Source organism: Streptomyces sp. BB1-1-1, assembly GCF_031597775.1.
GTDB classification, from domain to species: Bacteria; Actinomycetota; Actinomycetes; order Streptomycetales; family Streptomycetaceae; genus Streptomyces; species Streptomyces thinghirensis.
This window is the reverse complement of sequence record NZ_CP134203.1, coordinates 7011613-7027645: the sequence shown is the minus strand read 5'-3', so window position 1 is coordinate 7027645 and position 16033 is coordinate 7011613. Positions and strand designations below refer to the sequence as shown.

General features: G+C 72.7%; 15 protein-coding genes. 1 reads left to right on the top strand and 14 read right to left on the bottom strand.

What is annotated here, in order from left to right:
* Positions 1 to 31: 31 nt before the first annotated feature.
* From RI578_RS32220 to fmt, 8 genes are all read right to left on the bottom strand, one after another.
* Positions 32 to 1519, bottom strand: a complete 1488-nt coding sequence (locus RI578_RS32220) for an amino acid permease (RefSeq protein ID WP_310874334.1) — start codon at positions 1517 to 1519, stop codon at positions 32 to 34.
* Between the two features lie 299 nt (positions 1520 to 1818).
* Complete coding sequence (locus tag RI578_RS32215) at positions 1819 to 2214, bottom strand: hypothetical protein (protein ID WP_310874333.1); 396 nt, start codon at positions 2212 to 2214, stop codon at positions 1819 to 1821.
* Between the two features lie 67 nt (positions 2215 to 2281).
* On the bottom strand, positions 2282 to 3724 hold the full coding sequence (locus tag RI578_RS32210) for a GuaB1 family IMP dehydrogenase-related protein (RefSeq protein WP_310874332.1): 1443 nt from the start codon (positions 3722 to 3724) through the stop codon (positions 2282 to 2284).
* A gap of 108 nt (positions 3725 to 3832) precedes the next feature.
* Entirely contained in the window at positions 3833 to 4186 is a 354-nt protein-coding gene (locus tag RI578_RS32205; RefSeq protein WP_210961437.1) for a barstar family protein, read from the bottom strand.
* Positions 4187 to 4262: 76 nt separating this feature from the next.
* Positions 4263 to 5306, bottom strand: coding sequence for a sugar-binding domain-containing protein (locus RI578_RS32200; RefSeq protein WP_310874331.1), 1044 nt, complete (start codon positions 5304 to 5306; stop codon positions 4263 to 4265).
* A 77-nt stretch (positions 5307 to 5383) separates the two neighbouring features.
* Positions 5384 to 6070: a ribulose-phosphate 3-epimerase gene (rpe, locus tag RI578_RS32195; RefSeq protein WP_310874330.1), complete on the bottom strand. Its 687-nt coding sequence runs from the start codon at positions 6068 to 6070 to the stop codon at positions 5384 to 5386.
* Between the two features lie 122 nt (positions 6071 to 6192).
* Positions 6193 to 7611, bottom strand: a complete 1419-nt coding sequence (locus RI578_RS32190) for a transcription antitermination factor NusB (RefSeq protein ID WP_310874329.1) — start codon at positions 7609 to 7611, stop codon at positions 6193 to 6195.
* Positions 7612 to 7691: 80 nt separating this feature from the next.
* Positions 7692 to 8624, bottom strand: coding sequence for a methionyl-tRNA formyltransferase (fmt, locus tag RI578_RS32185; protein ID WP_310874328.1), 933 nt, complete (start codon positions 8622 to 8624; stop codon positions 7692 to 7694).
* Between the two features lie 330 nt (positions 8625 to 8954).
* On the opposite strand from fmt, the gene RI578_RS32180 reads away from it, so the two are divergent.
* The gene (locus RI578_RS32180; RefSeq protein WP_310874327.1) at positions 8955 to 9503 is read left to right on the top strand and encodes a hypothetical protein; all 549 of its coding nucleotides are present in this window, start codon (positions 8955 to 8957) and stop codon (positions 9501 to 9503) included.
* A gap of 126 nt (positions 9504 to 9629) precedes the next feature.
* On the opposite strand, the gene RI578_RS32175 is transcribed toward RI578_RS32180, so the two are convergent.
* The 6 genes from RI578_RS32175 to RI578_RS32150 form a co-directional block, all read right to left on the bottom strand.
* A complete protein-coding gene (locus RI578_RS32175) occupies positions 9630 to 11771 on the bottom strand; it encodes a primosomal protein N' (protein WP_310874326.1) in 2142 nt (713 codons plus the stop codon).
* A gap of 194 nt (positions 11772 to 11965) precedes the next feature.
* Positions 11966 to 13174, bottom strand: a complete 1209-nt coding sequence (gene metK, locus RI578_RS32170; protein WP_121745891.1) for a methionine adenosyltransferase — start codon at positions 13172 to 13174, stop codon at positions 11966 to 11968.
* A gap of 240 nt (positions 13175 to 13414) precedes the next feature.
* The gene (gene coaBC / locus RI578_RS32165; RefSeq protein WP_310874325.1) at positions 13415 to 14617 is read right to left on the bottom strand and encodes a bifunctional phosphopantothenoylcysteine decarboxylase/phosphopantothenate--cysteine ligase CoaBC; all 1203 of its coding nucleotides are present in this window, start codon (positions 14615 to 14617) and stop codon (positions 13415 to 13417) included.
* A gap of 122 nt (positions 14618 to 14739) precedes the next feature.
* A complete protein-coding gene (rpoZ, locus tag RI578_RS32160; RefSeq protein WP_003977348.1) occupies positions 14740 to 15012 on the bottom strand; it encodes a DNA-directed RNA polymerase subunit omega in 273 nt (90 codons plus the stop codon).
* A 62-nt stretch (positions 15013 to 15074) separates the two neighbouring features.
* A complete protein-coding gene (gmk, locus tag RI578_RS32155; RefSeq protein WP_210961445.1) occupies positions 15075 to 15668 on the bottom strand; it encodes a guanylate kinase in 594 nt (197 codons plus the stop codon).
* 37 nt (positions 15669 to 15705) lie between these two features.
* Positions 15706 to 16029 (bottom strand): integration host factor, encoded by a 324-nt coding sequence (locus tag RI578_RS32150; protein WP_003977346.1) that lies wholly within the window; start codon positions 16027 to 16029, stop codon positions 15706 to 15708.
* Positions 16030 to 16033 lie beyond the last annotated feature (4 nt).

Genomic DNA, 16033 nt, shown 5'->3' with positions numbered 1-16033 from the left:
GTGGTTCACTTCGTTTCTGGAGCTGCTGGAGCTACTGCTGCTTCTGGGCTTCCGAGGTGTCCGGCGTGGCGAGCCGGGAACGACGATGGCCGTACACGAAGTAGAACACGAGCCCGACGGCCATCCAGACACCGAAGACCACCCAGGTGACGGTGGACAGGCTGCCCATCATCCAGACGCAGAAGGCGAAGCCCAGCGCCGGCAGGACCGGTGCCAGCGGCACCCGGAAGGTGCGGTGCATGTCCGGACGGGTCCGGCGCAGCACCACGACGGCCACGTTGACCAGGGCGAAGGCGAAGAGGGTGCCGATGCTGGTGGCGTCGGCGAGCTGCCCGAGCGGGATCGCGGCGGCCAGGACGCCGCAGAACAGGGAGACGATCAGCGTGTTGGCCCGGGGCGCGCCGCTCTTCGGGTGGACGCGGGAGAACACCTTGGGCACGAGCCCGTCGCGGGACATGGCGAACAGGACGCGGGTCTGGCCGTACAGCACGGTCAGGACGACGCTGGCGATGGCGACGACCGCGCAGAACGCCAGCAGGGTGCCCCAGAACTCCTGCCCGGTGACGTCGGTCATGATCTGGGCGAGGGAGGCCTCGGAGTCGGTGAAGGTCCGCCAGGGCCTGGCGCCGACGGCGACGGCCGCGACGAGGACGTACAGCACCGTGACGATGATCAGGGACAGCATGATCGCCCGGGGCAGGTCGCGCTGGGCGTTCTTGGCCTCCTCACCGGCGGTGGAGGCGGCGTCGAAGCCGATGTACGAGAAGAAGAGCGTCGCACCGGCCGCGCTGACGCCGGCCATGCCGAGCGGCATGAAGTTCTCGTAGTTGCCGGAACGGAAGCCCTGCACGCCGATCGCGCAGAACAGCACCAGCGCGGCGATCTTGACGACGACCATGATCGTGTTGGCCCGGGCGGACTCGCGGGCACCGCCCAGCAGGAAGGTCATGGCGAGGAGCACGACGATCAGCGCGGGCAGGTTGAAGATGCCGCCGTCGCCGGGCGGGGCCGACAGCGCGGCCGGGATGGTGACGCCGATGGTGCCGTCGAGGAGTTCGTTGAGGTACTCGCCCCAGCCGACGGCGACGGCGGCGACCGACACGCCGTACTCCAGGACCAGGCACCAGCCGCAGATCCAGGCGACCAGCTCACCCATGGTGGCGTAGGCGTACGAGTACGAGGAGCCGGCGACCGGGATGGTGCCGGCCAGCTCGGCGTAGGACAGCGCCGAGAAGAGTGCCGTGAGGCCGGCGATGACGAAGGAGAGGGTGACGGCCGGGCCGGCCTTCGGGACGGCTTCGCCGAGGACGACGAAGATGCCGGTGCCGAGGGTGGCGCCGATGCTGATCATCGTGAGCTGCCACAGGCCGAGGGAGCGGCGGAGGGTGCCGCCCTCGCCCTGGCCGCCCTCGGCGACCAGCCGTTCCACGGGTTTGCGGCGCATGAGGCGCGCGGCCAGGCCCGGGGACGAGGGGGTGGCCGGTCCGTCGTGGTGCGGGGGTGCGCCTTGGTCGAGCACGCGTTGACTCCTTTGTCGCTGCCGGTCGCGCCCGTCGGTGTGAGCGGACGGGCTCGCGGCGGGCTCTGGAGCGGCGGGGACCGGCGGGCACGCTCGTGAAGAGCGGGAACCCACCGAGCGGAGTCCCCGCCACGCCACGTACAGCGCAGAACACTACGAGGGGTGCGGGCCCTCGGTAATGCAGCAACCTTGCGCATCTCCGCACGATCGTTGCGTTCACCGGGGCGGGGCGCGTGTTCGTTGCGCGGAGGCTGTGGAGCGTTGCGTACGGGGGTCGGTGGGCGGGGGATCGGCCCTGGTCAGCGGCCGTCCGGCTCGCCCGCGGTCGCCCGTGCCTCAGCCGCGTCCGCCGCGTCGAACCCGATCTCTCCGGGCCGGCCGCAGGCGGCCTCCTGGGCGTCGATCCAGCGCAGGTGCGCCTCCCAGGCGGCCTGCTTGCTGGTGCCCAGCGCGGCCCCGATCTGCGACCAGGAGGCGCCGGCCTCCCGGGCCGACCGGACGGTGAGCTGGCGCCCGTAGGCCGCCTTGCGGGCCACCACCTCGCTCAGCGCGAGCAGTTCGAGGAGCTGGGTGCGGTCGAGGGCCTCTTCGTCGCTGCCGTCACCGGCCAGGGACTCACGCGTGCGCAGCTCGTCGAGACGGGCCACGGCGGTCAGCAGGGTGTACTGCGGCTCGATGCTCTGCGGTGTCGTCATGCGCCCAGCGTCGCGTCAGGGCGGCTTGACGTCAAGCCGTCCTGACGATATCCGGACTCAGGCGCGCTCAGCTCCAGCTGGCGTGCAGCGGCTTGCCCTCGGCGTAGCCCGCGGCGCTCTGGATGCCGACGACGGCCTTCTCGGCGAACTCCTCCAGGGAGGCGGCACCGGCGTAGGTGCAGGAGGAGCGGACGCCCGCGATGATCGAGTCGATCAGGTCCTCGACGCCCGGGCGGGTCGGGTCGAGGAACATCCGGGAGGTGGAGATGCCCTCCTCGAACAGCGCCTTGCGGGCCCGGTCGTAGGCCGACTCCTCGGAGGTGCGGTTGCGCACCGCGCGGGCGGAGGCCATGCCGAACGACTCCTTGTAGGGGCGGCCGTTGGCGTCGTGCTGGAGGTCGCCCGGGGACTCGTACGTGCCCGCGAACCAGGAGCCGACCATGACGTTGGACGCACCGGCCGCGAGGGCCATCGCCACGTCGCGCGGGTGGCGGATGCCGCCGTCGGCCCACACGTGCTTGCCGTACTTCTTCGCCTCGGCGGCGCACTCCAGGACCGCGGAGAACTGCGGCCTGCCAACGCCGGTCATCATGCGGGTGGTGCACATGGCACCGGGTCCGACGCCGACCTTGATGATGTCGGCGCCCGCCTCGATCAGGTCGCGCACGCCCTCGGCGGAGACGATGTTGCCCGCGACGATCGGGACCTGCGGGTCGAGGTCGCGCACCACCTTGACGGCGCCGATCATCGACTCCTGGTGGCCGTGCGCGGTGTCGATGACGAGGGTGTCCACGCCCGCGTCGAGGAGCTGCTCGGCCTTGCCCGCCACGTCGCCGTTGATGCCGACGGCGGCGGCGATGCGGAGCCTGCCGTTCGCGTCGGTCGCCGGGGTGTACAGCGTGGCGCGCAGGGCGCCCTTGCGGGTCAGGATGCCGGCGAGGCGGCCGTCCTTGCCGACGGCGGGCGCGTAGCGGCGGTTGGCGGTGTCGAGGGTGTTGAAGGCCTCGCGCGGGTCCATGTCCGCGTCGATGAGGATCAGGTCCTTGGACATGACCTCTTCGAGCTGGGTGAAGCGGTCCACGCCGGTCAGGTCGGTGTCGGTGACCACGCCGATCGGCTTGTGGTCCGCGTCGACGACGACACCGGCGTTGTGCGCGCGCTTGGGCAGCAGGGACAGCGCGTCGGCGACGGTCTGGTGCGGGGCCAGCACGATCGGGGTGTCCAGGACGTGGTGGCGGCTCTTCACCCAGGAGACGACGTCGGTGACGACCTCGATCGGGATGTCCTGCGGGATGACCACCAGGCCGCCGCGCCGGGCCACCGTCTCGGCCATGCGGCGCCCCGCGATGGCGGTCATGTTGGCGACGACGAGCGGGATGGTGGTGCCCGTACCGTCCGGGGAGCCGAGGTCCACGCCCTGCCGGGAGCCCACGGCGGAGCGGCTCGGCACCATGAACACGTCGTCGTACGTCAGGTCGTACGAGGGCTGGATGTCATTCAGGAAACGCACGTGCTGCACATCCCAGTCGATCAGAGGTGGCCCCCGGACAGGTCAGCCAGGGGGAAAGAGCACGTACTTCATTCTCCCATGACCGATGACCGATAACCCCCGGGCAGATCATCCAGGCTGGTCAGCGACCTCCTTGGAGGATCCTCCAGGGCCGAGGGTCACGAAGAGCCCCGGACCGCGGTCCGTCGCCTCGGCGAAGACCTCCTCGGCGACGGACCACTCGTCCGGCCGCGCCTCGGCGTACTCCCGCCAGCCCCGCACGACGAGGACCAGCCCTCGCTCCGCCGCCTCCTCGGGCCAGACGGAGGGGTCGGCGAGGGAGTCGGCGAGCGCGTCCCAGTTCCGGCCGAACCAGTCGGGCAGCGCCAGGTCACGGGCGCAGCGGTCCATCAGGCCCGCCTTGTCCGTGACCCCGGCGAGGTCCAGCGTGACCACGAGCCGTCCCGCGGGGTCCTCGTTCATGTCGCGCCCTTCTCCCTCTGCTGATCGCCTGATCGCCCGTCGCCCGATCGCCCGCGCCCGATCGCCCGATGCGCCGTCAGATGCCGTCCGGATCCGTCCGGTTGAGCGTCGACTTCGGCGCCGAGCCCACCGTCATCAGGTAGTCCGCGGCCGACGTGTCCGTCACCAGGCTGGTGACCAGACCGGAGCGCAGCACCGCGTCGATGGCCGCCGCCTTGCGCGCCCCTCCCGCGATCGCCACGACCTCGGGGATACGGCGAAGCTGGTCGGCCTTGACCGTGATGCACCGCTCTCCCAGGTCCCGGCCGACCCGGCGCCCCTCGGCGTCGAAGAGGTGCGCGGACATCTCGGCGGCGACACCGAGCGAGGCGTAGTGCGCGCGCTCCTCGTCGCTGAGCATGTCGTGCACCGTCGAGATGCCGGGCTCCCAGGAGCCGATGGAGACGCAGGCGACCGTGACCTTGTCGAAGTACTCGAAGGCCCGGGCGATCCCGGTCTGGTGGCGCAGCGCCTGTGCGGTGGCCGCGTCCGGCAGCAGCATCGGCGCGTAGATGGGGTGGGCGTCGCCACCCGACACCTGGGCGGCGCGGCGCACGGCCTCGACCGAGCCGCGCTCGGCGGTCCCGGCGTCGTACACGCCCGTCAGCTGCACCACCGTGCACGGCGGCAGCCGGTCGAGCGCCGCCGCCATGTGGATGGTGGACCGGCCCCAGGCCAGGCCCAGCACGTCACCCTCGTTGACCAGCTCGCCGAGCAGGTCGGCGGCCACCTCTCCCAGGTTCTCCGGGTCGGGCGTCTCCTCGGCGTCGGCCGGGGACTCCACCACGACGGCGTGCCTGAGCCCGTAGCGGGCCCGCAGGGCGTCCGAGCGCTCGGCGTCCAGCTCGGCCGGCACCCGGATCTCGATTCGTACTAGGTCTCTCTCGAGGGCGGTCTCGAGGACCCTGGCCACCTTGAAGCGGCTGACGCCGAACTCCTCCGCGATCTGGATCTTGGACTTGCCCTCGAGGTAGAAGCGGCGGGCCATGGCCGCCGCCTGGACCAGCTCAGCGGGTCCCATCCGCATGGCTGAACGGCCCGCCGACATACCCGACACGGCGATCTCCTCACTGCTGTTCACACTCTGGATACGCCGTTCATCCTTGCAGATTCGGCGCACTTGATCAGCCCTGATGGGAGCCGTTCACGTTCTGTTCCTCAGTGGTCGCACGCCCAGGACGCCTTGGCGGTCGCCGCCTCGGCCTGCGTGCGCAATGCACGTACCGCTTCGGCCGGGTCGGACGCCCCGTACACGGCGGAACCCGCGACGAAGACGTCGGCGCCGGCGTCGGCGCACCGCTCGATCGTCGATGCCGACACCCCGCCGTCGACCTGGAGCCACAGCTCCAGGCCGTGCTTCTTGATCAACTCACGGGTGCGCCGGATCTTCGGGAGCATGATGTCGAGGAACGCCTGCCCGCCGAAGCCCGGTTCAACCGTCATGATCAGCAGCATGTCGAGTTCCGGGAGCAGATCCTCGTACGGCTCGATGGACGTCGCGGGCTTCAGCGCCATGGAGGCGCGGGCGCCCTTGGCCCGGATCTCCCGCGCGAGGCGCACCGGCGCGGCGGCCGCCTCGACGTGGAAGGTGACGGAACCGGCGCCCGCCTCCACGTACTGGGGCGCCCAGCGGTCGGGGGCCTCGATCATCAGGTGGCAGTCCAGCGGGGTGTCCGTCGCCCTGGCCAGGGACTCCACGACCGGCACGCCGAGCGTGAGGTTGGGGACGAAATGGTTGTCCATGACGTCGACGTGGAGCCAGTCGGCTCCCCCGACCGCCTCGGCCTCGTCCGCGAGGCGGGCGAAGTCGGCGGACAGGATGCTGGGGTTGATCTGCGCGGCCATGCCCCAAGACTGCCATGCCCTCCGGGGGTGGGACGGGACGGGTCCCCGGGGGATGCGGTTGTTCTTCGGCTGCGGGCAGTATGTGGCTGGTCGCGCAGTTCCCCGCGCCCCTTTGGGGCGCGTTACGCGGTGCGGCGGATCAGAGCGAGGTACATGGCGTCCGTGCCGTGGAGGTGAGGCCACAGCTGTACGTCGGGGCCCTCGCCGAGGTCGGGGACGTCCGGAAGAAGGGGGCGGGCGTCGAAGAGTTCCGCTTCGGGGAACTGCTTGAGGACGTCCGCGACGACGGCCCGGGTCTCGGCGAGGTGGGGCGAGCACGTCGCGTAGCCGACGACGCCGCCGACCCGCACCGCTTCCAGGGCGCTGCGCAGCAGCCCGCGCTGGAGCGGGGCGAACCCGTCCAGGTCCTCGGGACGGCGCCGCCAGCGCGCCTCGGGCCGACGGCGCAGGGCGCCGAGCCCGGTGCACGGCACGTCGACCAGGACGCGGTCGAAGCCGCCCGGCCGCCACGCCGGGCGGGTCCCGTCGGCCGTGATCACCTGGTACGGCCCCGGGTTCCCGTCCAGTGCCTTGGCCACAAGACCGGCCCGGTGCGGCTGCTTCTCGGAGGCGAGCAGGAAGGCACCGCGCTCCGCGGCCAGGGCCCCGAGCAGCGCGGCCTTGCCGCCCGGCCCGGCGCATCCGTCCAGCCAGCGCCGGTCCGGCCCGTCCAGGGGCGCGTTGGCCAGCGCGAGCGCGACGAGCTGGCTGCCCTCGTCCTGCACGCCGGCCCGGTTCTCCCGTACGGCGTCGACGGCCCCGGGCTCGCCGCCCTCGCTCAACCGCACCGCGTACGGCGACCAGCGCCCCGGTACGGCGGCCTCCTCGCCCAGCAGCTCGTCGGCCGTGGCCCGTCCGGGGCGGGCGACGAGGGTGACCTCGGGCCGCTCGTTGTCCGCGGCCAGCAGCCCCTCGATGCCGGACCGGCCGCCGCCGAGCGAGTCCCACAGCGCGGAGACGACCCAGCGCGGATGCGAGTGCACGACGGCGAGGTGGTCCTCGGGGTCCTCGTCGTAGGGCGGGGCGACCCGCTCCAGCCACCCGTCGAGATCGTCCCGCGCGACCTTGCGCAGCACGGCGTTGACGAACTTGGCGCGCCCGTCGCCGAGCACGACCCGCGCCAGCTCCACGGTGGCGGACACGGCGGCGTGGCTCGGGATCCGCGTCCCGAGCAGCTGGTGGACACCGAGGCCGAGCACGTCCAGCACCGGCGGGTCGACCTCCCGCAGCGGCCGGTCGACGCAGTCGGCGATGATCGCGTCGTACGTCCCCTGCCGGCGCAGCGTCCCGTACACCAGCTCGGTGGCGAGGGCCGCGTCCCGGGCGTCGAAGTCGTCCCGTTCCCGCGCCTTGCGCAGCAGCGGCGGAAGCACGAGATTGGCGTACGCGTCCCGCTCGTCGACGGCCCTGAGCGCCTCGAAGGCGAGGATGCGGACGGGATCCTTCTGGGGCCTGCGGTACGGCTTGCCGGGCTTGCGGGGACGACGAGGCTGCTCGCTCACGAAAAAGGTGCTCCGGGTGTGGGATGAAGTGCGCTCACCAGCGTACGCCGGGCCGGTGAGCGGTGCTGCTCAGGCGCAGGTCAGCCGCCGAGCGACTCGCCCTCGGTGATCCGCACGCCGCGCGCCCAGTCCGCGGCCCGCATCGGCTTCTTGCCCTGGGCCTGCACCCACAGCAGCTCGACGGCGTGGGAGCCGGTGCCGACGTGCACGTTGTTCTTGCCGGCGGCGAGCTGCCCCGGGGCGAGGTCCGTCCGGTCGGGCGCGGGCAGGGCCTGCACGAGCTTGAGCCGCTCGCCCCGGAACGTGGTCCAGGCGCCGGGGGCCGGGGTGCAGCCGCGCACCACCCGGTCGACGCGCAGCGCCGGGGCGGTCCAGTCGACCCGGGCGTCCTCGACGGTGATCTTCGGGGCGAGGGTGACGCCGTCGGCCGGCTGCGGTACGGCCTTCAGGCTGCCGTCCTCGATGCCGTCCATGGTGGCGGCGAGCAGCCCGGAGCCGGCGAAGGCGAGCCGGGTCAGCAGGTCGCCGCTGGTGTCGGTGGAGCGGATGGTCTCCGTGACCGTCCCGTAGACGGGGCCGGAGTCGAGGCCCTCCTCGATCAGGAAGGTGGACGCGCCCGTGATCTCGTCGCCCGCCATCAGCGCGTGCTGCACGGGAGCGGCGCCGCGCCAGGCGGGCAGCAGCGAGAAGTGCAGGTTGACCCAGCCGCGGGCGGGCACGTCGAGGGCCACGCGGGGCAGCAGCGCACCGTAGGCGACGACGGGGCAGCAGTCCGGCGCGATCTCGCGCAGCCGCTCCAGGAACTCCGGATCGCGCGGCTTCGCGGGCTTGAGCACCTCGATGCCGGCCTCCTCCGCACGCTCGGCCACGGGAGAGGCGACCAGACGGCGCCCTCGCCCGGCCGGAGCGTCGGGCCGCGTGACGACGGCGGCCACCTCGTGGCGCCCGGAGGCGATCAGGGCGTCCAGGGCGGGAACGGCGACCTCGGGGGTACCGGCGAAGACGAGCTTCATGGGTGGGACGGGCCTCTCGGGCGGGGCGGATGTCGGGCAGCGCCCCAGTCTACGAGCCCACCCCCGGACGGACAGCCGCCGACGGCGACGCACCCCTACGGCAGACCCGAGCCTCTCGACCGACTGGAAACGGGTGATGCGCGGGTGGGAGAGAACACCGCCGACGGCCGAACGCCGAGGCGCACACCCCGCGAACCCAGGCGCACGCATATGCCGCCACGCCCCCACCCCGTGACCACCGGAGCGCCCACGCGTTGGTCAAGGAAGAGTTGACCACCGGACCGCCCGCGCGGCCCGATTCCTTTCAACGCCGGTTCGAGAGGCTTGTTCATGGCCGACCACGCAACCCACGACGCCCAGGCTCGGGCCAGCCTGCACTTGCTGGTGCGGGACATCGAGCGGGTCCGCCGGCAGGTGGACGCACTGCGCACCCTCACCGCCCAGTTGGGCAACGTCTACCGCCCGCGCCGCTCCGGCCCCTCCACGGGCTTCGTCGTCTACGGGCGGGCCCCCGCCCCGACGGTCCGTCTCGCCCAGGAGCTGCGGGACAGCGTCGAGACCCTGGTCACGGCCGCCGTGGACTTCGACCGTTCGCTCGGCTTCTCGTGGGACGCGGTGGGCTCCGCACTCGGCGTCACCAAGCAGGCGGTGCACCGCCGCTACGGCTCCCGCCGCGCCGCGACCCAGGCGGCTCCCGCCGAGACCCCCGAGCACGCACCGGAACCGACGGGCCCCCACCCGGTCAACGTGGGCCCCGGCCTCCCCACCGTGCCCACGGTCCCGGCCGCCCGGTCCATGCCGACCCAGCCGACGGCGGGCAGTCCGGCCCTGCGCGACGACGTCCGGCCGACGGCCTTCCCCGGCCCGCGCAACGGCTGAGCCACAACAGCTGAGCCGCAACAACTCAGCCGCGACGGTGGAGCCGCGACGGCCCACCAGCCCGCTGTCCGCCCCGTTCACGCGGGAGGACGGCGGGCTGCCGTGTGTACGCCTCCGCGTTCGCCCTCACCCGATGTCGGGCGGGTCGATCCGCACCCAGACCGCCGCGTCGCTCCCCCGCGCCACCTGAGCGGCCTTCAGCGCACCGGCCAGCGCCGCCCCGCGCCCCGGCGGCACCCGGACCAGCGCCCGCACCCAGTGCTCTCCGGGCGGTGGCCCACCCACCCGCCGCGGACGCCCCGCGGGCGTGACCGGCAGCGGCACCGGACCCAGCACCTCCGCCTCGCGCGGCAGCTCGACCGCGCCGAGGAAGGCGGCCACCGCCTCCGCCGGTCCCGCCACGGCTGCCATCCGCGACACCGGCGGAAAGCCCAACTCGGCCCGCTCCGCCAGTTCCCGCACCGCGTGACCGACGGGATCCCAGCGCACGAGCGCCTGCACCGGCCGCAGGGTCGGCTCGGCGACCGCGACGACGGTGCCCCCGGCGCTCTGCGGGCGCACCAGCGCGGAGGCGGCCAGCCAGCGCCGCAGCGCGTCCTCACCGGCGCGCAGGTCCGGCCGCCCGAGCATCGCCCAGCCGTCCAGCAGCAGGGCCGCCGCATAGCCGCCCTCGGCGACGGGTTCGGCCCCCGGGGTGCTCACGACCAGCGCGGGCGTCTCCGGCACGGTGTCCAGCACCTGCTCGCGCCCCGAGGTGCGCACCGGCACCGCCGGGAACGCCCGCCCCAGTTCCTCGGCGGTGCGGCGGGCCCCCACGATCTGGGCGCGCAACCGGAACGCCCCGCACTCCGGGCAGTGCCACCCGCCCTCCTCGCGCCCGCACCAGCCGCACCGCAGCGCGGCCCCGGACTCCTGCCCCTCCAGCGGCCCCGAGCAGTGCCGGCAGCGCGCGGGCGTCCGGCACGCGGCGCACGCCATCCGCGGTACATAGCCCCGCCGGGGCACCTGCACGAGCACCGGTCCGTGCCGCAGCCCGTCCCTGACGGCCTGCCAGGCGAGGGTCGGCAGCCTTGCGGCGCGGGCGGCCTCGTCCCGGGCGAGGTCCTGGTCCCCCACCGTCCGCACCAGCGGGGCGGCGGCCCGCACCTGCTCCCGCGCGGCGACCAGTGGCCGGGCCCAGCCGGTCTCCACGAGCTGGGCGGCCTCCACGGTGCAGTTCCAGCCGCCCAGCAGGAAGGCGCACCTGTCCTGGGCGGCGCGCAGCAGCAGCACCTCGCGCGCGTGCGGCTGCGGGGCGTGCGGCTCGCTGTGGCTGTCGTCGCCGTCGTCCCAGAGGGCGACCAGCCCCAGGTCCCGCACCGGCGCGAACATGGCGGCGCGGGTCCCGACGACGGCCCGTACGGCCCCTCGGCGCACCGCGAGCCACTGCGCGTACCGCTTCTCGGGTCCGGCGTCGGCGGTGAGCACCGCGTGCCGTCCCTCGCCCAGCAGGGCGGTCAGCGCGGCGTCGGCGCGGGCGACGGCCCTCCCGTCGGGCAGGACGACGAGCGCGCCCCGGCCGGAGGCCAGCGTCGCCGCCACGGCCCGGGCCAGCTCCTCGCTCCACCGCGGACCGGGCAGCGCGTTCCACACGGCGCGTGGCGTACCCCCCGAGGCGAGGGCCGCCACGAACGCGGCCCCCTGCTCGTACCGCGTCCAGGACCCCGGCTCGGGCACCGGCGGCGGGGGCAGCGGCTCGGGTGACGTCCGCTTCTCGGCGCGCGCGTTGCGCGGTGGTACGGCGAGTTGCAGCACGTCGGCGAGGCTGCCCGCGTACCGGTCGGCGACCGCCCGCGCGAGCCCCAGCAACTCCTCGTCGAGCACCGGCTCGGGCGAGACAACCTGGGCCAGCGCGGCGAGGGGGCCCGAGTAGTCGGACTCGGCGAGCCGCTCGACGAGGAAGCCGTCGATGAGCCCCCCGCCCTCGCGCCGTCCGTCCCGCACCCGGTGCCGCCCGGCCCCGAACCGCACCCGCACCCGCACGCCGGGCTGGGCGTCGGCGTCGAGCTCCTCGGGCACGGCGTAGTCGAAGTACCTGTCAAGGTGGAGTACGCCCTTGTCGACGAGGACCCGGGCGACGGGCAGTTCCCCGGCGAGCGCGGCTCCACGCCAGGTCCGCGGCTTGGCCCGCGGCGCCTTCGCCTCGCGCACGCTCTCCCGGATGAGCGCGAGCTGCTCGGGCGGCGGGTCCTGAGCGCCACCGCCCGCCGGTTCGTTCTCGCTGCTCACGCCTGCATTCCTACCAAAGGCCACTGACAAACGACGGCACTGACAAACGACGGCACTGACAAACGACGGTGCCCGGACGCGCACCGCCGCCCCACGTGCCCGCCCCGCCCGCGCGCGGACACGCCGAGGCCCGGCGTCCCCACCGGGGACACCGGGCCTCGCGACGTGCCGTCGGGCGGGACGCGTCGGGCGCCTTACAGCCCCGCTGCCTGCCGCAGCGCCTCCACGCGGTCCGTGCGCTCCCAGGTGAAGTCGGGAAGCTCGCGGCCGAAGTGGCCGTACGCCGCGGTCTGGGCGTAGATCGGGCGGAGCAGGTCGAGGTCACGGATGATGGCGGCCGGACGGAGGTCGAAGACCTCGTCGATCGCCTTCTCGATCTTCTCGGTGTCGATCTTGGCGGTGCCGAAGGTCTCCACGAAGAGACCGACCGGCTCGGCCTTGCCGATGGCGTACGCGACCTGGACCTCGCAGCGGGCGGCGAGGCCCGCGGCGACGACGTTCTTGGCGACCCAGCGCATCGCGTACGCGGCGGAGCGGTCGACCTTGGACGGGTCCTTGCCCGAGAAGGCGCCGCCGCCGTGGCGGGCCATGCCGCCGTAGGTGTCGATGATGATCTTGCGGCCGGTCAGGCCGGCGTCGCCCATCGGGCCGCCGATCTCGAAGCGGCCGGTCGGGTTGACCAGGAGGCGGTAGTTCTCCGTGTCGAGCTTGATGCCGTCGTCCAGCAGCGCCTTGAGCTCGGGCTCGACGACGAATTCCTTGATGTCGGGGGCGAGCAGCGACTCCAGGTCGATGTCGCTCGCGTGCTGGGAGGAGACGACGACCGTGTCGAGCCGGACGGCCTTGTCGCCGTCGTACTCGATGGTGACCTGCGTCTTGCCGTCCGGGCGCAGGTAGGGGATCGTGCCGTTCTTGCGGACCTCGGACAGGCGCTTGGACAGGCGGTGCGCCAGGAAGACCGGGAGCGGCATCAGGGTCGGCGTCTCGTCGGACGCGTAGCCGAACATGAGGCCCTGGTCACCGGCGCCCTGCCGGTCCAGCTCGTCCTCGTCGCCCTCGACCCTGTTCTCGTACGCCGTGTCGACGCCCTGCGCGATGTCCGGGGACTGGGCACCGATCGAGACCGAGACGCCGCAGGAGGCGCCGTCGAAGCCCTTCTTCGAGGAGTCGTAACCGATCTCCAGGATCTTGCCGCGGACGAGGTTGGCGATGTCCGCGTAGGCCTTGGTGGTGACCTCTCCGGCCACGTGCACCAGACCGGTGGTGATCAGGGTTTCGACGGCGACCCGAGAGGTCGGGTCCTCACGCAGTAGCGCGTCGAGAATCGTGTCGCTGATCTGGTCAGCGATCTTGTCGGGGTGACCTTCGGTCACGGACTCCGAAGTGAACAGGCGACGGGACACAACGCTCCCTGGGGTTGCAGCGGCTGCTGGCTGATCATTGGTGGACGGCACGGGGAGCTGCACCCGGCGACGTCCGAGAACAGTTTATCGGTCGCACTCCACCACGGGCCCACCCGTCTCGCCTCTCGGAAGGGCTGTGACCTGCGGCACGGGCATTCTGCCTGGAACGATGCACCCTTGGCCAGGGCCGCCACGCTCGAATGCGCGGGGTTCGCGAGCCGGGTGGAGTGAATGAGTCATTCAGCCGAGCCGTTCCGCCACGAGGTCCCACACCGTTTCGGCCAGGGCTTCCTTGGGGCCGTGCGCCACCGGGGTCTCGCTGCCGTCGGCGCCGAGGATCACGGCCTCGTTCTCCTCGGATCCGAAGGTCTTGCGCTCCCCCACCTCGTTGACCACGAGGAGGTCGCAGCCCTTGCGCTTCAGCTTCGCCCGGCCGTTGGCGAGGACGTCGTCGGTCTCCGCGGCGAAGCCGACGACCACCTGTCCGGAGCGGGCCCGGTCCGTGGAGATCTCCGCGAGGATGTCCGGATTGCGCACCAGGGTGATCGGCGCGGGTTCCTGGTCGTCCTTCTTCTTTATCTTCCCGGCGGCGTACGTCGCCGGCCGGAAGTCCGCGACCGCCGCGGCCATGACGACGGCGTCGGCGTCCGCCGCGGCGCGCAGCATCGCCTCGCGCAGTTCCACGGCCGTGCCCACCGGGACCACGTCCACGCCGGCCGGGTCCGGCAGCGACGGGTTGGCCGCGACCAGCGTGACGCGGGCGCCCCGGGCGGCGGCGGTGCGGGCGAGGGCGTAGCCCTGCTTGCCGGAGGAGCGGTTGCCGAGGAAGCGGACCGGGTCGAGGGGCTCCCGGGTGCCGCCGGCGCTGACGACGACGTGCCGTCCGGCGAGGTCCGGCTCGCGCACACCGCGGGCGAGCACCCGGCGGCAGACCTCGAAGATCTCGCCCGGGTCGGGCAGCCGGCCCTTGCCGGTGTCGACGCCGGTGAGGCGGCCGACGGCCGGTTCGATCACGAGGGCGCCGCGTCGGCGGAGCGTCGCCACGTTCTCCTGGGTGGCCGGGTGCTCCCACATCTCGGTGTGCATGGCGGGGGCGAAGACGACCGGGCAGCGGGCGGTGAGCAGTGTGTTGGTGAGGAGGTCGTCGGCGAGGCCGTGGGCGGCCTTGGCGAGCATGTCGGCGGTGGCCGGGGCGACGACGACCAGGTCGGCGTGCTGGCCGATGCGCACGTGCGGGACCTGGTGGACGTCGTCCCACACCTCGGTCGACACGGGGTTGCCGGACAGCGCGGACCAGGTGGCGGCGCCGACGAAGTGCAGCGCGGAGGCGGTGGGGACGACCCGGACCTCGTGCCCCGACTCCGTGAACCTGCGCAGCAGCTCACAGGCCTTGTACGCGGCGATGCCGCCGCTGACCCCCAGAACGACCTTGGGCTTGTCCACCGTCTCTCCCCGTCTCCCCGGCTCGGATGTCGCGTACGACCCATCACACACCACAGGCCCGACAGTCGGACTGCCGGGCCTGTGGAAAAGTCAGCGTGAGGCTGAAAATAATACCGCCGGTGTTACTGCGCCGGACCCTCGATGGCCTCGGAGGTCAGCAGCCCCGCGTTGATCTCGCGCAGGGCGATCGAGAGCGGCTTCTCGTGGACGTGGGTGTCCACGAGGGGACCGACGTACTCGAGGAGGCCCTCGCCGAGCTGCGAGTAGTAAGCGTTGATCTGGCGGGCCCGCTTGGCCGCGTAGATCACGAGGCTGTACTTCGAGTCCGTGGCCTCGAGGAGCTCGTCGATCGGCGGGTTGATGATGCCCTCGGGCGCGGAGATGGAAGAGGACACGCTCTACCTTCCGATGGATGGGAAAGATTCAGTCGGGATGACCACAGGGTGACCAGTGGCGATCACACGACGTTCGTCAAGGCTAGCAGCTCGCGCGCCACGTCCTCGACGGAGGTGTTGACCAGGGTCTGGTCGAACTCCGGCTCGGCCGCCAGCTCGACCTTGGCCGCGGCGAGACGGCGCTCGATCACTTCCGGCGGCTCGGTGCCCCGGCCGGTGAGCCTGCGCACCAGCTCCTCCCAGGAGGGCGGGGCCAGGAACACCAGCTGGGCCTCGGGCATGGACTCGCGGACCTGCCGCGCGCCCTGGAGGTCGATCTCCAGGAGCACCGGCTCACCGGCCTCCAGGCGCTCCAGTACGGCCGCACGCGGTGTGCCGTAGCGGTTGCCGGCGAACTCGGCCCACTCCAGCAGCTCACCGTTGGCGATCAGCTTGTCCATCTCCTCGTCGGTGACGAAGAAGTAGTGGACACCGTGCTGCTCGCCGGGGCGGGGCCTGCGGGTCGTCGCCGAGACCGACAGCCAGACCTCGGGGTGTTCCTTGCGCATATGGGCGACGACCGTGCTCTTGCCGACCCCCGAGGGGCCGGAGAGCACGGTCAGCCGCGGACGTGCGTCCGGGGGTACGGGGGACGTCCCCCGGGGTGTTGCAGCCATGCAGCGATTATTCCAGCAATCCCGGAGTGGTCCGGACTCAGCTGCCGGTGCTGCCGAACTCGCGCTCCAGGGAGGCGATCTGGTTGGAACCGAGCCCGCGCACGCGGCGGCTCTCGGAGATGCCCAGTCGCTCCATGATCTGCTTGGCGCGGACCTTGCCCACGCCCGGCAGGGACTCGAGGAGGGCGGAGACCTTCATCTTGCCGATGACGTCGTTCTCCTGGCCCTGCTTGATGACCTCGTGGAGGGAGGCGCCGGAGTGCTTGAGTCGATTCTTGACCTCGGCCCGCTCCCGGCGAGCCGCGGCGGCCTTTTCGAGCGCGGCTGCGCGCTGTTCAGGGGTAAGGGGCGGAAGAGCCACGCCT